16 protein-coding genes are annotated in these 19,401 nt (G+C 73.1%); 10 read left to right on the top strand and 6 right to left on the bottom strand.

From position 1 onward, the window contains the following. The first annotated feature begins 42 nt into the window (after positions 1 to 42). Together ACGFIR_RS24565 and ACGFIR_RS24570 are read left to right on the top strand one after the other, a co-directional pair. Positions 43 to 408 (top strand): hypothetical protein, encoded by a 366-nt coding sequence (locus tag ACGFIR_RS24565; RefSeq protein ID WP_393147366.1) that lies wholly within the window; start codon positions 43 to 45, stop codon positions 406 to 408. 612 nt (positions 409 to 1,020) lie between these two features. Continuing rightward, the gene (locus tag ACGFIR_RS24570) at positions 1,021 to 2,916 is read left to right on the top strand and encodes a BTAD domain-containing putative transcriptional regulator (RefSeq protein ID WP_393147368.1); all 1,896 of its coding nucleotides are present in this window, start codon (positions 1,021 to 1,023) and stop codon (positions 2,914 to 2,916) included. Between the two features lie 54 nt (positions 2,917 to 2,970). Here the strand turns inward: ACGFIR_RS24570 and ACGFIR_RS24575 are convergent, their stop codons facing one another. The 3 genes from ACGFIR_RS24575 to ACGFIR_RS24585 form a co-directional block, all read right to left on the bottom strand. Further along, positions 2,971 to 3,246 carry a hypothetical protein gene (locus tag ACGFIR_RS24575; RefSeq protein ID WP_393002711.1) on the bottom strand — a complete coding sequence of 92 codons (276 nt, stop codon included), beginning with the start codon at positions 3,244 to 3,246 and terminating at the stop codon, positions 2,971 to 2,973. Positions 3,247 to 3,293: 47 nt separating this feature from the next. Then, a complete protein-coding gene (locus ACGFIR_RS24580; RefSeq protein ID WP_393147370.1) occupies positions 3,294 to 3,725 on the bottom strand; it encodes a hypothetical protein in 432 nt (143 codons plus the stop codon). A gap of 274 nt (positions 3,726 to 3,999) precedes the next feature. Beyond that, a complete protein-coding gene (locus tag ACGFIR_RS24585; RefSeq protein WP_393147372.1) occupies positions 4,000 to 4,578 on the bottom strand; it encodes a DsbA family protein in 579 nt (192 codons plus the stop codon). Between the two features lie 233 nt (positions 4,579 to 4,811). Here ACGFIR_RS24585 and ACGFIR_RS24590 point away from each other — a divergent pair, with 233 nt between their 5' ends. Genes ACGFIR_RS24590 through ACGFIR_RS24605 form a run of 4 tightly spaced genes read left to right on the top strand, consistent with a single transcriptional unit; the run spans position 4,812 to position 9,196 of the window. Next, positions 4,812 to 6,101 (top strand): ABC transporter substrate-binding protein, encoded by a 1,290-nt coding sequence (locus ACGFIR_RS24590; RefSeq protein ID WP_393002717.1) that lies wholly within the window; start codon positions 4,812 to 4,814, stop codon positions 6,099 to 6,101. A 46-nt stretch (positions 6,102 to 6,147) separates the two neighbouring features. Continuing rightward, positions 6,148 to 7,146: a carbohydrate ABC transporter permease gene (locus tag ACGFIR_RS24595; RefSeq protein ID WP_393002719.1), complete on the top strand. Its 999-nt coding sequence runs from the start codon at positions 6,148 to 6,150 to the stop codon at positions 7,144 to 7,146. A gap of 1 nt (position 7,147) precedes the next feature. Beyond that, positions 7,148 to 7,981 carry a carbohydrate ABC transporter permease gene (locus ACGFIR_RS24600; RefSeq protein WP_393002721.1) on the top strand — a complete coding sequence of 278 codons (834 nt, stop codon included), beginning with the start codon at positions 7,148 to 7,150 and terminating at the stop codon, positions 7,979 to 7,981. A 9-nt stretch (positions 7,982 to 7,990) separates the two neighbouring features. Next, entirely contained in the window at positions 7,991 to 9,196 is a 1,206-nt protein-coding gene (locus tag ACGFIR_RS24605; RefSeq protein WP_393002723.1) for an ABC transporter ATP-binding protein, read from the top strand. A gap of 60 nt (positions 9,197 to 9,256) precedes the next feature. Here the strand turns inward: ACGFIR_RS24605 and ACGFIR_RS24610 are convergent, their stop codons facing one another. After that, on the bottom strand, positions 9,257 to 9,991 hold the full coding sequence (locus ACGFIR_RS24610) for a PRC and DUF2382 domain-containing protein (protein WP_393002725.1): 735 nt from the start codon (positions 9,989 to 9,991) through the stop codon (positions 9,257 to 9,259). A gap of 216 nt (positions 9,992 to 10,207) precedes the next feature. Further along, on the bottom strand, positions 10,208 to 11,338 hold the full coding sequence (locus ACGFIR_RS24615; protein WP_393147374.1) for a winged helix DNA-binding domain-containing protein: 1,131 nt from the start codon (positions 11,336 to 11,338) through the stop codon (positions 10,208 to 10,210). A gap of 127 nt (positions 11,339 to 11,465) precedes the next feature. On the opposite strand from ACGFIR_RS24615, the gene ACGFIR_RS24620 reads away from it, so the two are divergent. Together ACGFIR_RS24620 and wrbA are read left to right on the top strand one after the other, a co-directional pair. Continuing rightward, positions 11,466 to 11,855, top strand: a complete 390-nt coding sequence (locus ACGFIR_RS24620; RefSeq protein ID WP_393147376.1) for a DUF4190 domain-containing protein — start codon at positions 11,466 to 11,468, stop codon at positions 11,853 to 11,855. Between the two features lie 422 nt (positions 11,856 to 12,277). Further along, on the top strand, positions 12,278 to 12,895 hold the full coding sequence (gene wrbA / locus ACGFIR_RS24625) for an NAD(P)H:quinone oxidoreductase (RefSeq protein WP_393002731.1): 618 nt from the start codon (positions 12,278 to 12,280) through the stop codon (positions 12,893 to 12,895). 185 nt (positions 12,896 to 13,080) lie between these two features. Here the strand turns inward: wrbA and ACGFIR_RS24630 are convergent, their stop codons facing one another. Next, complete coding sequence (locus ACGFIR_RS24630) at positions 13,081 to 15,123, bottom strand: anthranilate synthase family protein (protein WP_393147378.1); 2,043 nt, start codon at positions 15,121 to 15,123, stop codon at positions 13,081 to 13,083. 255 nt (positions 15,124 to 15,378) lie between these two features. On the opposite strand from ACGFIR_RS24630, the gene ACGFIR_RS24635 reads away from it, so the two are divergent. Together ACGFIR_RS24635 and ACGFIR_RS24640 are read left to right on the top strand one after the other, a co-directional pair. Continuing rightward, positions 15,379 to 16,761: an FGGY family carbohydrate kinase gene (locus ACGFIR_RS24635; RefSeq protein WP_393147380.1), complete on the top strand. Its 1,383-nt coding sequence runs from the start codon at positions 15,379 to 15,381 to the stop codon at positions 16,759 to 16,761. 95 nt (positions 16,762 to 16,856) lie between these two features. Continuing rightward, the gene (locus ACGFIR_RS24640; RefSeq protein WP_393147382.1) at positions 16,857 to 19,400 is read left to right on the top strand and encodes a nitrate- and nitrite sensing domain-containing protein; all 2,544 of its coding nucleotides are present in this window, start codon (positions 16,857 to 16,859) and stop codon (positions 19,398 to 19,400) included. The last annotated feature ends 1 nt before the right edge of the window (position 19,401 follow it).

Here is a 19,401-nt window from a genome sequence, read left to right on the forward strand (position 1 = left end):
CCTCGACCGGCACACGAGCAGTATCGATCGCACGCTGGAGCCTTGATCGTGCGTATGCTGCACAACAGAAATCTGGATTGGCTGAACTCAGCCAAGGTTCTCTTCCGGCTGTCCGGCATCGGCCCTCTGGCTGCATCGACGGTCGGAGCCATTGCCCATGGGCGCGAGGAGTTGTCTCCTGAATTGTTGACGGGCTTTGCGGCGGTCTTAGCGATCTCTGATCGCGACCTGGCCGCCCTGATTGGCGTTGAAGCAACTCACGCCAGCTCGAAAGTTAATCCTGCGGCAGTTGACGTAGCCGGTCTTATCTGGGATGTTCGGCATCTTTCTGTCGGGCAGGTTCAGCAGGTCTGCGATGAGGCGAATTCGAATCGGCTGCATGTGGAGGGGCGGCAAGAGGAGTCGTGACAGGTGAGTGGACATAGCGTAGGTATGGCCGCGCCATCACTGAAGGTTCTCGAATTGTTCATCGACAGCCCGCGGGCTTGGCTGCGGTCACCGCTATGACCAGAGGCCGAGGGGAGCAACGCTCGACCTTATCTGACGACCGTGCAATGAAGTGATGTCGCCAGCGGTCCGGTGCGCCTGTCGGGTGCACCGGGCCGTTGGTTTCGTCGCCGCCCATCTGGCCTGTGCTGAGCGGGCGATCGCGTGACCGTTGCGCAGGGCTCACAGGGACATCACCGCCTGCTGCTGCCGGGCAACCTGCGCCAGAGGCCACCGTTTTGGCTTTGCGACGTCGCGGGGCCATGCGTGCCGGCTGCTGCATTGCGACCGTCGTCGGGTTCCTGGGCGGGTGTTCTGCCTCACCGATCGGGTATTTTGGCTCGATGAGAGACGAGGCCCGTCACAGCCTGTCAAGGATCGTTGGGAGCGTCTTCCTGGCTGATTTCGTTACGGTGACACGCCGCCGAAGGGTATTGATGTTAGTCACCCTCTACCCCTCCCTGCGTGTCTTGTTCCGTCCGGACCTCCCCATTTAGCATGAGCGCGCTCAAGGTTCAACGGGGGAGCGGCACCATGAAACTACAGATCAGACTTCTGGGCAGTGTGGAGTTGTGCGTCGACGGCCAGTCCGTCACGCCCGGCGCGGCGAAGCGGAGAGCGGTCCTCGCGGGCCTCGCCCTGGAGGCCAACCGTCCGGTCTCCCTGTCCAGGCTGGCCGCCATGGTCTGGCCCGACGTGCCACCAGCCTCGGCCGCGGCGAACCTGCGTTCCCACGCCGCCGCGCTGCGGCGGGTGCTGGGCGACCGGCTGGTCGCCCGCCCCAACGCGTACGAGCTGCGGCTCTCGCCGGACGAGCTGGACGTGACGGAGTTCCACCGGCTGGCGGGTGAGGGGCGGGCCCTGCTCGCCACGGCGAACCCTGCCAGCGCCGTCGGCACCCTGACCGCCGCACTCGCACAGTGGCGCGGAGTCTCGGGCGACGGTCTGCCCAGAGGCACCGCGCTGGACAACCGGTGGGCCAGCCTCGACGAGCAGCGACTCCAGGTCTTCGAGGAGCTGGCCGAGGCGCGGTTGGCCGCCGGCGAGCACGGGCATCTCCTGCCCGAGCTGCGCGGACACGTCGCCGCCCACCCGCTGCGCGAGCGGGCCTGGGCTCAGCTCATGCTGGCCCTCTACCGGTGCGGGGACGTCCCGGCGGCGCTCACCGTCTACCGCGACGCCCGGAGGACGCTCGACGAGCAGTTGGGCATCGAGCCGGGCGAGGAACTGGCCGCGTTGCACCGGGCGATGCTCGACCGGGCGCCCGCGTTGGCGTACACCCCGCCGCCCGCACCGGTCACGACGGCGCCCGCACCGGTCGCCCCGCCGGCGCCGGACGCCGCCGGGGTGGCGCCGCCCCCGTCCCGGCCCGCCGGGGGTGCCTGCTGGGCGGTGCCCCGCGAGCTGCCGGCGGGCGTGGTCACCTTCGTCGGCCGGAAACGGGAGACCGACGAGATCACCACCGCCCTGCGTGCCCCGACCCCCGCGACCGTGGTCGTGACCGGCGCGTTCGGCAGTGGCAAGACCGCCCTGGCGGTACGCGCCGCGCACGTCGTCGCCGCCGACTTCCCGGACGGGCAGGTCTACGTCGACCTCAACACCCGGAACCCGGCGGCCCCCGGCGAGGTGCTGGCCCGGGTGCTGCGCGCGATCGGCGTCCACCCCGCGGACGTGCCGGCGAACACCGACGAGCGGGCCGGCTGGTACCGGTCCCTGGTGGCCGGGCGACGGCTGCTGCTGGTGGTGGACGGGGTCACGCGCGCCGCCCAGGTCCGCCCCCTGCTGCCGGCCGGGCCCGGTCCCGGCCTCGTCGTGGTCGCGCAGCGCCGGTTGGGCAGCCTGGACGGCGTACGACGGGTGACGCTGCGCCCGCTCGCCGCCGGCGACGCCCGCGACCTGCTGGCGGCGCTCGCCGGCCCGGAGCGGCTGGCCGTCGACCCGGCGGCCACCGGCGAGCTGGTACGTCTCTGCGCCGGCTCGGTGCTGGCGCTGCGCGTCGCTGGCACGCGCCTGGCGGCCCGACGGCGCATGTCGGTGGGCGCCCTGGTCGGTCAGCTCGCCGACGGGCGGGAGCGGCTGGACCTGCTCGACTACGAGGACCTGTCGGTACGGACCAGCCTCGACACCGTGGTGGCCGCTGTCCGGGCCGACGACGACGTGGCGGGGCGGATCCTCGCCCTGCTCGGCGCGGCACCCGACGCGCTGCGCCAGCCCGAACGGGTCGCCCGGCAACTCGGGATCTCCGCCGCGCGGCTGCACCGCACCCTGGACGACCTGGCCGATGCCCACCTGCTCCAGGCGCACCGCAACGAGCCCGGCGGCCATCTGCTGCCGGCGCTGGTGCGGGAGTACGCGGCCGAGCTGGCCGCCGAGCCGAGGTTGGTGACCGGCGCGTCGACGGGCCGGCGGGTGGGTCCGCTGGTCGCCTGACCGATGGCGGGCCGAAGCGGGGCGAACCCTGACCGGCCCGCCACGCACCCTCTCTCAGGAGACCTCGCCGCGTACGATCGCCACCGCGACCCGGCAGAACTCGTCCATGTCAGGGGTGAAGCCGGCGGCGATGTCGGGGTGCAGCCCCGAGCGCGTCTCGTCGAGCAGGCGTTGGCAGACCTGCTCCACCGGCTCGCCGGCGTAGCTGGCGCTGACCCGTTCCGTGGCGGCCTGCAACGCCGAGGTCAGCTGGTCCTCCAGCGGGCCCCGCAGCTTCTGCTGCACGGGGTCGAGCCCGCGAGGGTCCAGCGTGACATGTGGCTCCGACATCGGCGCTCCCTTCGTCGGCGTCCGCGGTACCCCACCGCGTCCGTCGGTCAAACCACGGTCGGTACGGCGGCCACCCGGACCTGGTACGAGTAGTCCTCCGCCGGCTCCTCCGCGTACGACAGCCGGCGGATCTGCCGGTCGTCGTCGTAGAGGGCGACGTCCACCAGGACGCCGAGGTGCGCCAGGCCGATGCTGGCCACCCGCTTCTTGTCCTGGAGCACCGCGCACACCCCGCCCAGCAGGGTGCTGGCGTCGGCGGTGCGGTGGCCCGGCGGGCAGCGCAGCACGAGGTCCACCTCGACCGGCCCGGACAGCGGGGTCCAGCCGGTGTGCTGGGCCGCGGCACAGGCCGCCTGGAGCAGGGCGCGGACCCTCGTCGCCTGCCGGTGCCCGGCGGCGAAGATGGACAGCGCCTCGGTCTTGACCGGTGGCAGGCCGCTCACCTCGAACGTCAGGGCGAGAGCGCGGGTGTCCTGCACGACGGCACCTCCTCGTTGGCAACGATCCTGCCCAACCGGTGCGGCGGCGGAGGGAGGTTCCCGCGAGAACCCACCTATCGGGGCGGGCCGGTCGGCCGGAGGCGTGTCGACGTCGGCGGCGAACGCGCTGGCTGTGGAGCCAGGGAAACGCTAGCGGACCCACCCGCTCCTGGGTAGCTCTCCGCTCACGGGATGGGACGCTGCGTGTAACCTTCGCGGTCGTTGGAACGCCCGGCGCGCCATGCCGTCTCTACCGGGGCGGTCCCGCCGCCCGTCAGTGCCGGGCGCGCTTGACCTCGTGGAAGGCGGGCATCCGGATCAGGGGGAGCAGCGAGTCCCAGATCGTCAGGGCGTCGTCGGTGCCGGGTACCTCGGTCAGGATCGGACCGTGGATGCCGCGCTCGGCGCCCGGAACCATGAGCACCGGCGCGCCGATGTCCGGGCCGGCCGAGGCGTACGCCAGCGCGTGCGACTCGCGTACGGCCTCGTCCCAGCGGTCGTCGTCGAGTGCCGGCGCGGCGGCACCCAGGCCCGCCGCCTCGACGGCCGCGTCCACGATCTTCGCCGACAGCGGGTTGCCCGCGTCGTGGCTGCGGGCGCCGACCTCGGCGTAGAAGCGGGCGGTGTCGTCGTGGCGTCCCTCGGCGCGCAGCGCCTCCACCAGCCGCAGCGCGCGGCTGGAGGCGGTCATCGCGTCGGCGTACTCCGGTGGCACCCGCCCCGCGTTCAGGATGGCCAGGCTGAACGCCCGCCACTCGATGTGCAGGCCCCGGGCGTCGGCGACCGCGACCAGCCAGCGGGAGGTGCGCCAGGTCCACGGGCAGGCCGGGTCGAGGAAGAAGGTGGCGTCCATCGGTCGAGCCTACGGGCGGCCAGGCCGGCCCGCACGGCAGTGACCCGGCGTCACGTCCGACGGGGCCGGCATCGTCCCACCAGTGCCAGGTTTCGCAACTTCGCAGGTCGGGCAGTGTTGGGCCACGACGCGTTCGGGCGAAGGAACCGCTGGTCAGAGGGCCCGGACGGCTCGCCGTGCGCCGGGGCACGAAGCCTCACCCCCGGCCTTTGGCCGACACGAGGGGAGGGGTGATGAGCGACCCGGACAAGGCCCGACGCCGACGGCGGCCACGCGTGCGCGCGGTGGCCGCCGTCGCGGCGTTGACGCTGGTGGCACCGATGGCGGCAGCCTGCGGTTCCGGCGGCGACGACGGTACGCCCACGATCAACCTGTACTACCCGCCGGAGCAGAACCTGCAGAAGGTCGTCGACGACTGCAACGCGCAGGCCCGGGGGCGCTACCAGATCGTCTACCGGGTGCTGCCCCGGCAGGCCGACGACCAGCGGGTGCAGATGGTGCGCCGGCTCGCCGCGCAGGACAGCGGGATGGACGTCCTGGGCCTCGACGTCACCTGGACCCAGGAGTTCGCCAGCGCCGACTGGATCAGGGAGTGGACCGGGCAGGACCGTGCCGAGGTCGAGCAGGGCACCCTCGCCGGCCCGCTCGAGACGGCGCGCTACGAGGACAAGCTCTACGCGGCGCCGAAGAACACCAACGTCCAGCTGCTCTGGTACCGCAAGGACCTGGTGCCGCAGCCGCCGAAGACGTGGGACCAGATGATCTCCGTCGCCCAGGAGCTGAAGCAGCAGGGCAAGCCGTACCAGGTGCTCACCATGGGCGCCCAGTACGAGGGGCTCGTCGTGCTCTACAACACCCTCGCCGAGAGCGCCGGCGGGAAGATCCTCAGCGACGACGGCAAGCAGGCCGTGATGGACGAGGGCACCGTACGGGCGTTGGACCAGCTCCAGCGCTTCGCCACGTCGGGCGTGACGTCGCCGTCGTTCAGCAACGCCACCGAGGACCCGGTCCGGCTGGAGTTCCAGTCCGGCGACGGCGCCTTCCAGGTCAACTGGCCGTTCGTCTACCCGGCCATGCAGGAGGCCAACCCGGAGCTGGCGAAGCAGGTCGGCTGGGCCCGGATCCCGGGCGTCGACGAGAACACCCCGAGCAAGGTCACCATCGGCGGGATCAACATGGCGGTCAGCGCCTACTCGAAGCACCCCGAGGAGTCCTTCGAGGCGGCCCGCTGCATCCGTAACGAGAAGAACCAGAAGTTCTCGGCCGTCAACGACGGCGTCCCGCCGACCATCGAGAAGGTCTACGACGACCCGGAGATGGCCGAGGCGTACCCGATGCGCGACACCATCCTCGAAGAGCTCAAGGAGCCGGCCGTCCGGCCGCTGACCCCGGCGTACCAGAGCATCTCCACCGTCATGTCGGCGATCCTGTCGCCGCCGTCGGCGATCCGGCCCGAGCGGACCGCGAACGAGCTGCGCGACGCCATCGCCGACGCCCTCGAATCGAAGGGGGTCCTGCCGTGAGCGAGCGCAACCGGCGACTCGACGCCGACCGCCGGGAGGTGGCGGGATGAGCGTCAACGCCACGCCGGCGGGCGCCGACGTTACCGCCGAGGAGACCGCCGCCCGGTCGGGCCGGGAATCCCGGGTGCCGGCGCAGCGCGGCGGACGGGGCCGCAAGGCGCCGTTGAGCGAGAACAAGAAGGCCGAACGCCGGCTGGGGTGGCTGCTCTGCGCGCCCGCCGCGCTGGTCATGGTGCTGGTGACCGCGTACCCGATCATCTACTCGGTCTGGCTGTCGCTGCAGCGCTACGACCTGCGCTTCCCCGCCGAGCGCGAGTTTGTGGGCCTGGAGAACTACGTCACGGTGCTGACCAACGAGTTCTGGTGGACGGCGTTCGGGGTGACCGCGCTGATCACGGTGGTCACCGTCGCCGTCGAGCTGGCGCTCGGCATGGGGCTGGCGCTGATCATGCACCGTACGCTGGTGGGCCGGGGCATCGTGCGGACGGCGGCGCTGATCCCGTACGGCATCGTCACGGTCGTCGCGGCCTTCTCCTGGCGGTACGCGTGGACGCCGGGCACGGGCTACCTGGCCAACCTGTTCAGCGACGGCGCGCCGCTGACCGAGCGCGCCAGCTCGCTGGCGATCATCATGCTGGCCGAGATCTGGAAGACGACGCCGTTCATGGCGCTGCTGCTCATGGCCGGTCTCGCCCTCGTGCCGGAGGACCTGCTCAAGGCCGCCTCCACCGACGGCGCCACCTCCTGGCAGCGCTTCACCAAGGTGATGCTGCCGGTGATGAAGCCGGCGATCCTGGTCGCGCTGCTGTTCCGCACCCTGGACGCGTTCCGGGTGTTCGACAACATCTTCGTGCTGACCGCCGGCGGCAACGAGACCTCGTCGGTGTCGATGCTCGCCTACAACAACCTGATCCGGGGCCTGAACCTCGGCATCGGATCGACGATGTCGGTGCTGATCTTCCTCACCGTGGCGATCATCGCCTTCGTCTTCGTGAAGCTGTTCGGTACCGCTGCCCCCGGCAGCGACGACGGGGAGAGGCGTTGAGATGGCTGACACCACCACCCGGGCCAAGCTGCGCTGGGGCCTGCTGGACGCCATCGTGGTCGTCTTCGCGCTGGTGCCGGTGCTCTGGATCATGTCGTTGTCGTTCAAGACCCCGGCGACCCTGACGGACGGGAAGTTCATCCCGCAGGAGTGGACGCTGGACAACTACCGGTCGATCTTCTCCACGGACCAGTTCGTCCGCGCGCTGGTGAACTCGATCGGCATCGCGCTGATTGCCACCGTGATCGCCGTGGTGCTCGGCGCCATGGCCGCGTACGCGATCTCCCGGCTGGACTTCCCCGGCAAGCGGCTGCTGGTCGGGGTCTCCCTGCTGATCGCGATGTTCCCGCAGGTGTCGCTGGTGTCGCCGCTGTTCGAGATCGAGCGCCAGCTCGGCCTCTTCGACACCTGGCCGGGCCTGATCCTGCCGTACATCACCTTCGCGCTGCCGCTGGCGATCTACACGCTGTCGGCGTTCTTCAAGCAGATCCCGTGGGACCTGGAGAAGGCGGCGAAGATGGACGGCGCCACGCAGGCCCAGGCGTTCCGGCGGGTCATCGCCCCGCTGGCCGCGCCGGGACTGTTCACCACGGCGATCCTGGTCTTCATCTTCTGCTGGAACGACTTCCTCTTCGCCATCACGCTGACCTCCACCGAGCGGGCCCGGACGGTGCCGGTGGCGCTGTCGTTCTTCACCGGCGAGTCGCAGTTCGAGGACCCCACCGGGGCGATCTGCGCCGCCGCCGTGGTGATCACCATTCCGATCATCCTGTTCGTCCTCTTCTTCCAGCGCCGCATCGTCTCCGGCCTGACCTCCGGCGCAGTCAAGGGATAGGTGGTACTCATGGCTGACATCGTGCTCGACAAGGTGAGCAAGAAGTTCCCGGACGGAACCGTCGCGGTGGCCGACGTCGACCTGGAGATCGCCGACGGGGAGTTCGTCATCCTGGTCGGCCCGTCCGGCTGCGGGAAGTCGACCACCCTCAACATGATCGCGGGCCTGGAGGACATCAGCTCGGGCGAGCTGCGCATCGGCGGCGAGCGGGTCAACGACAAGGCCCCCCGGGACCGGGACATCGCGATGGTCTTCCAGTCCTACGCCCTCTACCCGAACATGACCGTCCGGGAGAACATGGCGTTCCCGCTGCGGCTGGCGAAGCTCGACAAGGAGACGATCCACCAGAAGGTGGAGGAGGCGGCGAAGGTCCTGGAGCTGTCGGCGCTGCTGGACCGCAAGCCGGCGAACCTCTCCGGCGGCCAGCGCCAGCGGGTGGCGATGGGACGGGCGATCGTCCGGCAGCCCAAGGCGTTCCTGATGGACGAGCCGCTGTCCAACCTGGACGCCAAGCTGCGGGTGCAGATGCGTACGGTGGTGTCGCGCCTGCAGAAGAAGCTCGGCACCACCACCGTCTACGTGACCCACGACCAGACCGAGGCCATGACCCTCGGCGACCGCGTGGTGATCATGCGGGGCGGCGCGGTGCAGCAGGTCGGCCCGCCGCAGGAGCTCTACGACCACCCGCGCAACCTCTTCGTCGCCGGCTTCATCGGCTCGCCGTCGATGAACTTCCTGCACGCCGCGATCGAGGACGGCAAGCTGCGTACGGCGCTGGGCGACGTGCCGATCGGCGAGCGGATCCGGCGCGAGCTGGAGGGGGCCGACGCCCCGCGCGAGTTGATCCTGGGCATCCGGCCGGAGCACTTCGAGGACGCGGCACTCGTCGACGACGACACCCGCCGCCGGGGCATGGAGTTCGAGGCGCCGGTCGACATCGTCGAGTCGATGGGCTCCGACAAGTACGTCTACTTCAGCGTCGAGGGGGAGCGGGCCAGCGCCGCCGAGCTGGAGGAGTTGGCCGCCGACGCGGGCGCCGACTTCAGCGGCGGCGGCGCCAGCCTGGTCACGCGGCTGTCCGCCGAGTCCCCGGTCGAGGAGGGCCAGACCCGGCGGGTGTGGTGCAACCTGGAGAAGATCCACCTGTTCGACCCGTCCAACGGGCGCAACCTGACCCTGCACGAGGGACGGGCGGCGGGCGCGCTCGCCGGCTGACGTACGCCACGACGGGCGGGCGGGTCGAAGAGACCCACCCGCCCGTCGTCGGGTTGACGGTCAGCGGCGTCGCCGGTTGCGCTCCGGGATGTCCGCGTCCACCCGCTCCCGGCGGATCCGGTCGTCGATGGGCTGCTGCTCGACGACCTCCTCCTTGGCCAGGTGGACGCGCTCCACGGGCACCGCCTCCTTGCCGACCACCGGCCGCTCGGCCCGCAGGGTCATCTCCTGCTCGGCCTCGCCGATGTCGGCGCGCATGCCGCGTGCGTCGCGGGCGGCGATGGGCTCCCGCTCCACGTACACCTCGTCGTGCTCGACGGGCACGGTGGTGTGCACGTCCTCGGTGACCACGTACTTGCGCAGCCGTGCCGCTCCGGCGGGCTGGCTCTCCGTGCCGACCCGCAGCCGCTCCTCCGAGCGGATCAGGTCCCCACCGGCCGCCGGCGCCCGTCCCCGGTCAGGGGTCGGCGGGACCTGCGGCGTCAGACGGTAGTGGCCGTAGAGCTGCTCGATCTGCGCGGTGTCCAGCGGCTGGTCGGTGCCGGCGTCCACGGCCGGGGCGTCTTTCACGGTCGACTTGTCGTAGTCGACGGTGAGCCCGCCGTCGGTGATCCGGGCCTTGTCCAGCGGAGCCATCGACTCCTTGTGGCCCATCCGACCCGTCCGCACGCTGACCCAGGTCGGCTCGCCGGCGGCGTCGGCCCAGATCTGGCCCACGCTGCCGATCTTCGACCCCGAGCGGTCCTTGACGTCCTGGCCGTACAGCGAGTTGGCCTGCTGTTCGGTGAGCTTCATCGGTCGTCTACCTCCCTCTCGTGTCACGGGCCGGATACCCGGCCGGCCGCACCGGATTCGTCGCCGACCCGACGGATAGGAGCAGCGCCGCGAGCAGGGGGACACCCGCCGGGACGCCTGGGGCTGCGGGGACCGGTGGGACTGCCGAGGCGAGCGCCGCCGGCGCCCTGCGCAGCCAGGCCGAACACGCCGCCCGGCCGGGCCGAGGGACGCCGCTCAGCCGGGCAGACTCGCCGCTGCGCCGGGCCAGTCGATGTGCAGCGGCAGCCCCACGAAGCCGGCGTAACGGCTCAGGGCATCCGTCACGCGGGCCCGGGTCGCCTCGTCGAAGGGCACCAGCGGGGACACCGCGACCGTCACCCGGGCCCTGCCGACGGTGCGCTTCCAGGTGCCCACGACCCGCCCGTCGCGGACCACCGTGGCCCGGAAGACGCCGTTGCCTCCCGGCACGATCGCCTGGGCGTGGGCGGGATCCAGCATCAGCGAGCGGTCCTTGAAACCCAGCAGGTATTCGTCGAAGCCGGGCAGCACCAGCAGGTCGTCGACCGGCTCGCGGGGCGCGTCGAGCAGGGCGGCGTCGACGAACGCCTCCTGCCCGTCGACGCGTACGGCCGCCAGGGCGTCGCCGGCCGCGGCGAAGCCCCGGCGGGCGTCGGTGAGCGTGAGCCCCGTCCAGCCCGCGAACTCCCGGGCGGTGACCGGCCCGTGCCCGCGGACGTAGCGGTGGGCGAGGATCGCCAGGGCCTCGTCGCGCTCCGGCCGGCGTGCGGCGGGCGCCCACTCGTCGAGCAGGGCGAAGGTCTGCTCGGTGCCCACGTTGGGCGCGAGGCAGGTGACGCCGCGGACGCTGGCATACCAGAGCAGGTGGTAGCCGCGCTGGTCGCCGGTGCCGATGCCGGCGGCCTCCAGCGCGGCGAGGCAGCGTGCCCGGGTGAGCCGACCGCCGCCGGCCAGCGCGGCGCAGAGCACGTCGAGCGCGCCGTCCGCGTCGGCCTCGGTCAGCCCGAGCTGCGCCCGGCGCCCGGCGACGCCGGCCAGCGAGCGTACGCCGGTCAGCTCCAGCATCCAGCGGGCGTCGCGGGGCGGCACGAGGTGCACGGTGCCCCGCATCGGCCAGGTGCGCAGCGCCTCGCGGCGTTCCAGCGCGGCGTGCACGTCGGCGTGGGTGAACGCGGGCAGGCGCACCCCCAGCGACCACATGCCGCTGGCCAGGTCCTGCGCCTGCATGGCCCCGAACCAGTCCACCACGTCGGCCACCGCGCCCGGGGACACGGTGGGGTGCGGCCGCAGCAGCAGGCTGGTCATCCGCAGCGCGAGCGCCTCGCGCCCGGTCAGCTCCGCTGGCATGGGGCTCCTCGGATCGGGATGAGGCCCCAGCCTAGGGCCGAGGTACGACACCCGACGCATGAAGGCCGCCGCGGCGGGAATGCGGCCGACCGCCAGGGGCGCCGTCCGCGCGCCCGGAGGGAGCGACATGACCGCGTCCAGCGAGCCGGGCCGGGGTGCCGGCGTGACGACCAGTGCCCGTCGTGGCGGCCCCGCCGCCAAGACCAGCGCCGCGGCGGCCTTCGCGTTGGTCTTCGGGGTGGCCGCGCTGATCAGCGTGCTGACGGTGATCCTGTCCTGGATCGGCCTGCTGCTCGGCATCATCGGCGTGATCCTGGGCATCGTCGGGCTCAAGATGGCCGCTCGGCCCAACGTGACCGGCCGGGGCGTGGCGATCGGCGGCCTGGTGCTCAGCGCCCTGGCGGTGCTGATCGGGCTGGCCTTCGCCGCCGGGGTCACCACGTTCCTCAACGACCAGAGTGCCGTCGACCGGATCCAGCGAGAGGTCGACGACCTGCGCGACCGCCTCGACAGCTGACCGGGCGCCTCCGCCGCCGTCGGGTGCGGTGTCGCGGACGCGCCGCCGCACGGAACCGGTGCGCTGATCGCGCTGCGCCGGCACGGGTGTCCTGATCGCGCTGCGCCGGCACCGGTGTCCTGATCGCGCTGCGCCGGCGACGATGGCGGCACAGCGCGATCCCCCGTTCAGGTTGGCCGGTGCCGGACGGTTGCCGGTCCGTCGACTCCGGGTGCGACCAGCATCCCCGGCCGACGGCCGGAACGGCGGTCAGCGCATCGAACCTTGCGCATTTCTTGAGCTGCCGTCCGGCTGGTGGCGATCTTCGCGGTCGACCCCCTGAACGCAGGTGGTCCGGCGCGCGGCCGCCGGGGACGACCGTTTGACGATGCGGTCGTCGGGTAATCGCCGGAGCTGACCCGACATGAGGAGGGAACCATCCGATGGCTGCGCAGACCAAGGTCGCGGTGATCTACTACAGCGCCACCGGCATCACGTACCAGATGGCGCAGGCGGCGTGCGAAGCCGCCGGTGAGGCGGGTGCCGAGGTACGGCTGCGCAAGGTGCGCGAACTGGCGCCCGACGAGGCGATCCGCTCCAACTCGGGCTGGCACGCGCACCACCTGGAGACCCAGGACGTCCCCGAGGCGCAGCTCGACGACCTGTCCTGGGCCGACGTGGTGATCTTCGGGACCCCGACCCGGTACGGCGTGATGGCCGCCCAGCTCAAGCAGTTCATGGACACCACCGGGCCGCTGTGGTCGCAGGGCGCGCTGGCGGACAAGGTCTACTCCGCGTTCTGCTCGACGGCCACCTCGCACGGCGGGCAGGAGGCCACGCTGCTGTCGATGTTCCACGTCTTCTACCACTGGGGCGGGGTCGTGGTGACCCCCGGGTACACCGATCCGAGCCAGTTCGTCGCCGGCAACCCCTACGGCGCCTCGCACACCAGCAACAACGGCGAGACCGCGCCCGACGACATCGCGCTCGGCGCCTGCGCGCTGACCGCCAAGCGGGCCGTGCAGATCGGTGCGGCGCTGAAGGCGGGCCTGGGCGGCTGAGCCGTCACCACCGGCGGGCCCGCGCTGCCAGCTCAGGCGCTCGGGCCCGCCTGCCGCATCAGGTGGCGGGACCGCCCGGACGACCGGATGGTCGGGTTCCCCCGGACGACCGGGTGTCGGGCCGTTGTGGACCGACGGCCCGGGCGAGGGCTCTCGACCCGTCCGGACCGCCGGTCGCAGCACCTCTACCCCCCGATCGGGTCGGCTAAGCACGCTCGGCCGCTCCCGACGGCGTTCCCGGCCGCCGTGGAGGCCTGCGTCGCCGTTCCGGCCGCCGTCGACGTCCGCGGTGCCTTCCCAGCCGCCGTCGAGGGCTGCGCTGCCTCCCCGGTCGGCGTCGAGGGCTGCGCCGGCAGCAGCCCGCTCAGCAGATCGGCCAGCACGGCCATGCCGTCGGGGCTGAGCACCGACTCCGGATGGAACTGCACCCCCACGAACCCCCGCCCGCGCAGCGCGTGCACCGCGCCGTCCGCCGCGTCGCGGGCGAGCTCCACGGGGCCGTACCCGGTGGTCAGCCGGTCGGTGTCGGCGCGGGCGGTGAAGGTGGAGTAGAAGCCGACCCGGCGGCGAGTGCCGAAGACGTCCACCTCCCGCTGGAGCCCCTGGTAGGGCGCGTCCCGGCGGTGCGGCGCCAGCCCGAGCAGGCCGGCGAGGAGCTGGTGCCCCAGGCAGACGGCCAGGGTCGGCCGGCCCCCGGCGAGCAGATCGGCGAGCAGCCCGCGCATCGTCCGCATCTTCGGCTCGGTGCTGCTGCCCGGGTCGCCGGGGCCGGGACCGACCACCACCAGGTCGTACGTGTCCACCGGACCGGCGGCGTGCCACGGCCGCAGCGTCACGGCCAGGCCGAGCGCGCCCAGCTGGTGGGCCAGCATGCCGGTGAAGGTGTCCTCGCCGTCGACGATGAGCGCCCGCCGGCCGGCCAGCCCGGGCAGGACACCGGCACCGGGTGAGCGCTGGTCCAACCAGAACCGCGCCAGCGGCGTGTTGCGCGCGGCCAGCGCGGCCCGCACCTCCGGGTCGTCGGCGAGGCGTACGGCGGGATGCGGCCCGGTGTCGGGCGCCTGCGGGCCGAGACCCAGCGCGGCCAGCACGCCGGCCGCCTTGGCGTGCGTCTCGGCCACCTCGCCCTCGGCGGTCGAGTGCCGCACCAGGGTGGCGCCGACCGGCACCCGCAGCTCGCCGGCCGGCGAGATCTCGGCGGTACGGATCAGGATCGGGGCGTCGAGGGTCTGCCGGCCGGCGTCGTCGCGCCCGAGCAGCGCCAGCACCCCGGCGTAGTAACGCCGCCCGGTGCGTTCGTGCCGGGCGATGACGCGGCAGGCGTTCTCCATGGGGCTGCCGGTGACCGTCGGCGCGAACATCGTCTCCCGCAGCACCTCCCGCACGTCCTTCGTGCCCCGGCCGGCGAGCAGGTACTCCGTGTGGGCCAGGTGGGACATCTCCTTGAGCAGGGGCCCGACCACCTGGCCGCCGTGCTCGGCGACCGTGGCCATCATCTTCAGCTCCTCGTCGAGCACCATGTACAGCTCCTCGACCTCTTTGGGGTCGGCGAGGAAGCGCAGCAGCGCGGCGCGGTCGGCGTCCGCGCCGGTGTGCCGGAAGGTCCCGCTGATCGGGTTCATCATGACCAGGCCGTCGTCGACGCTGACGTGCCGCTCCGGACTCGCGCCGACGAGGACGCGGGTGCCGGTGTGCACCAGGAACGTCCAGTACGCCCCCCGCTCGCCCGTCAGCAGCCGGCGCAGTGCGGCCAGTGCGGCCACCAGCGGCGGGCCCTGCACGGTGGCGCGCAGGCAACGGTGGATGACGAAGTTGGCGCCCTCGCCGCGCCCGATCTCCTCGGCGAGCACCCGGCCGACGGTGGCGGCGTACTCGTCGTCGGTGACGTCGAAGCCGGCGTCGGCGGTACGGACGGGCACGTCGGGCAGCGCGGCGAGCGCCTCGGTCAGGTCGAGGCGCCGATGCCCGGCGATCTCGAGGAACTCCAGCGGGGCGCCGTCGTCGACGCACGCGAAGCCCCGCTCGGTGACCTGCCGGTAGGGCACCAGCGCCAGCGTCCGGGGGCCGGGCGCCCCGTCGGGCAGGGGCAGGTCGGCGAGCCGGTCGGCCGTGCGTACCGTGCCGGTGAACAGCTCCAGGTGCGCGGCGCCCTCGCGGCGGACGAGCGCGAACGGGCCGGGGTCGCCGCCGGCGCCGGCGGTGGCGAGCAGCTCGGTCAGGTCGGTCATCAGGTCTCCTCGGGCCGGGCGGCGCCCGGCGGGGCGACCGGGAGGGCCGGGAAGAGACCGGCGGCCGCCTCGTCGGGCGGCCGCGTGGGGAAGCTACGCGCGGGGGATGGCCGCCGGGTCGGCGGGCCACCAGCAGGACAGGTGCGCGAGCATGCGATCACCCTACGGTCCCGCGCCGGCACCGGAAAGCCGATCGGGCGTACGGCCCACCGGCTGGGACGACGGGACACGGCACACCGGGTAACTTGACCCGCGATGAACATTCTCGCGCTCGATCTGGGCACCTCCTCGGTACGCGGACTCGTGCTGGACGCGGACGCCCGGCCGCTGCCCGGCGCGCTGAGCCGGCGCAAGGTGAGTCTCGTCGTGCGCGACGACGGCACCGGCACCCTGGACGGCCCCGGCTACCTGGCCTGCCTCGCGCAGTGCCTGGACGAGTTGGCGGCCGGCGGGCACCTGCGTGACGTGTCGCTGGTGGCGACGTCCGCGCAGTGGCATTCGGTGGTGCCGATCGGCACGGACGGCGCGCCCCTCGGGCCCGTACTGACCTGGCTGGACACCCGCCCGGAGGCCCCCGCCGGGGCGGTCGGCCCGGCGGACCCGGAGGACTTCCACGGGCGTACCGGCACGTGGTGGCACCGCTGCTACTGGTCGATCCGGCTGCCCTGGCTACGCGGGCACACCGGCGGCCGGATCGCCCGGTTCGCCGGCCTGGCCGAGTACGTGCTGGGCGAGCTGCTCGACGCGGCGCCCATGTCGATCTCCCAGGCCTCCGGCACGGGCCTGCTGGACCTGCGCACGCTGGACTGGGACGCCGAGGCGTGCGCGCTGGCGAACAGCCGGGCCGACGAGCTGCCCGAGCTGGCCACGACGGGCTGGCGGGGTCGGCTGCGCCCGGCGTACGCGCGGCGCTGGCCGCAGCTCGCCGACGCACCCTGGGCCGGCCCGGTGGGCGACGGCGGGGCGTCGAACGTCGGCTCGGGCTGCGTGCGGCCGGACCGGGTGGCGGTGACGGTCGGCACGTCGGCGGCGGTACGGCTGATGCAGCGTGTCCCGGCGGGGCAGGCCATGCCGCCGCTGCCCGCGGAGCTGTGGCGCTACCGGGTCGACCACGAGCACGTGGTGACCGGCGCCGCGTACTCCTCCGGGGGCAACCTCTTCGCCTGGGCCGACCGGGAGCTGCGGCTGCCCGGGGGCGACGAGTTGCAGGCGGCCCTGGCGCGGGTGCCGTACCGGGGTGGCCTGCCGGTGAACGTCCGCTTCGGCGGGGACCGGCCGCCCGGGAGGGCCCCGGCCGGCTCGGGTGTCCTGGGCGGTCTGAGCTTCGACACCACCGCCGTGGAGATCCTGGCGGGGCTGATGCGGGGCCTGTGCGACCTAGTCGCCGCCGACCTCGCCGTGCTGGAGTCCAGCGTCGACAGCCCGGTGGAGGTGGTGCTCGGCGGGGGAGCGATGGCGGCCTCCGCCTGGTGGCGTACGGCGTTCGCCGCGGCGCTCGCGCCCCGGCCGGTGTGGTACGGGCGCAACCCGGAGGTCGGCGCGAGCGGCGCGGCGCTGGTGGCCCTGGGACGCGTCGGTGACGCTTCGCGGCTCGCCGCCATCGTCCGGACGGATGAGCCCGGCTCACCCTCCCAGTAGCACCTCAACCCGACCCGTTGACACAGCTCGCGGGCCTGGTTGGATGGACTCCGCTCCCCGGCTCGCGGCGGACGCGGGACAGGGAGGCGGTAGGAGTGGGGGTAGGTCCGGAAGCGTCCGGCGGGGCGCCGTCGCCGCACCGTCGACGCCGGTTCGACGTCCGGGTCGTGCCGCACCGCCGCCGCTCCCCGTTCCGCCTGCGGGACTGGCGGATGCGGACGAAGCTCGCCACGGTGCTGGTCATCCCGTCGGTCGCGTTCCTGGTGCTGGCCGGCGTGCAGACCCACACCCTGGTGGGGCGGACGACCGCCCTGGGCGACTTCGCGCAGCAGGTGGGCATCGGCCGGGAGATCGTGGCGGCGGTGCACCAGCTCCAGCAGGAACGCGATCGGGCCGCCGGTGAGCTGGGCGAGCTGCGCCGTGGCGGCGCGGGCGCCGACCGGGACGCCGCGATCGTCATGTTGAAGCCGTTGCAGGCCGCCACCGACGAGGCGCTGCGCGACCTGCGTCGGGCCGCCGCGCCGCTGGCCGACGCCGACGCCTCCTGGCGGGTCTCCTACCTGGAGGTGTTGCAGGCCTACGACCAGGTCGTCTACATCCGGGCGGCGATCCCCCCGGCGGTGCTGGGCAGCGACACCATCCTGAGCCACTACCACCGGGCCGTCGACGCGCTGCTGCGCCTGCTCGCCGAACCCTCCCCGGGCGAGGAGCGGCCGGCCCTGAGCGACGCGGTGCTGCGCTACGTGCAGCTCGCCCGGGTCAAGGAGCTGTCCTCGCGGGTGCGGGCCGAGCTCTACGAGGCCGCCCGCGCGGGTCGCTACGGCGTGGAGGACCAGGTGCTCCTGACCGACCTGCGCGCCCAGCAGTTGACGGCAATGGGCGCGTTCCGGGTCGCCGCCACCGCGGAGCAGATCCGCCGCTACGACGACACCTCGGCGGACCCGGCGTTCCTGGCGGCGGCCCGGCTGGAGGAGCAGAGCCTGCCGACCGGCGGCGTCGCGCCGGCCGTACTGCCGGCTCCACAGTGGTGGGCGGCCAGCGAGCAGCGTCAGGAGCTGCTCCGCCGGGTCGAGGCGTCGGTGCTCGGCGACGCCGTGGCGCAGGCCGACGAGGTGAGCACGTCGCAGCTGCGGACCACCCTGCTGGTCGTCGGCAGCGTCGTGACGGTGCTGCTGGTGGCTCTGCTCATCTCCGTCCTCGTCGGTCGGTCGATCGCCCGGTCGATGCGGCTGCTGCGCGGTCAGGCGCTGCGGATCGCCCAGCTGGAGCTGCCGGACGCCCTGGACCGGCTGCGTACGGTCAGCGGTGGCGTACCGGCGATCGAGGTGCCGCCAGCGGTGGTCCGTTCGCTCGACGAGATCGGCGAGCTGGCCGAGGCGTTCGTCGCGGTGCACCGCAGCGCGGTCAACGTCGCCGTCGAACAGGCGACCACCCGGCGCAACGTCAACGCGATGTTCGTCAACCTCGCCCGGCGCAGCCAGGTGCTCGTGGAACGCCAGTTGGAGCTGCTCGACGAGCTGGAGCGCGAGGAGAGCGACCCGGACCAGCTGGAGAACCTCTTCAAGCTCGACCATCTGGCCGCCCGGATGCGACGCAACGACGACAGCCTGCTGGTGCTCGCCGGGACGGAGTCGACCCGCCGGTGGAACCGGCCGGTGGGGCTCCGCGCGATGCTGCTCGCCGCGAGCGCCGAGATCGAGCAGTACCAGCGGGTCCGGCACGGGACGGTGGCCGACCTGCACGTCGTCGGGCACGCCGTCGGTGAGCTGGTGCACATCCTCGCCGAACTGCTCGAGAACGCCACCTCCTTCTCCCGCCCGGACACGGTCGTGGCGGTCACCGCCCGGGCCGAGGTCGCGGGCGCGGTCATCGAGATCACCGACCGGGGGCTCGGGATGAGCCCGGCCGCCCTGGCGGGGGCGAACGCCGTGCTGGCCACCCCGCCGGCCGCCGACGTGGCGACGGTCGAGCGGATGGGCCTGTTCGTGGTCAGTCATCTGGCGGCCCGCCTCGGCGTCGAGGTACGCCTGGACGGCGGCGAGGACGGGCTCGTGGCCCGCGTACGGCTGCCCGGAGATCTGCTGGCGCCCGCGCCGGACCGGGAGACGCCCGTGCCGGCGCGGATGCTGGCCGCCACCGCGGCCGGTGCGCCGCCGGCCGGCGAACTGCCGGTGGCCGGTCGGCCACCGGTGTGGGTCGGGCCGCGGCCGGCGGTTCAGCGGCCGGTGGCCGGGCGCCCTCCGGTCCCGCCCCGGCAGGCCCGCTCGGTCCCGGTGCGCGCCGACGACGTGCTCGCCCCGGCGGCCCGGCCGCCCGCGTCGACCGGTGGGGGTTGGTGGTCCCGCGAGGGCCCGGCGCCCGGTCCGGCACCCGGGACCTCACCCACGCCGCCGGCCGTGCCGGTCACGGGTGGGACCAACGAGCGTGGTCTGCCCGTCCGGGTGCCCATGGCGCAGCTCACCGCCAACACCCGGCCGGCGCGGTCGGAGCCGTCGGCGGTGCACCAGGATCCGGACCCGGAGGCGGTCGCGGGGATGCTGTCCCGGTTCTACAGCGGGGTACGGCGGGCCGAGGCCGAGGAGACCACGGAGATTGTCATGCCGCCGGGCGGCGTACGCACCGAAGGGAGACAGCGATGAC

The sequence above is a fragment of the Micromonospora sp. NPDC049051 genome (assembly GCF_043197575.1).
GTDB lineage: Bacteria > Actinomycetota > Actinomycetes > Mycobacteriales > Micromonosporaceae > Micromonospora.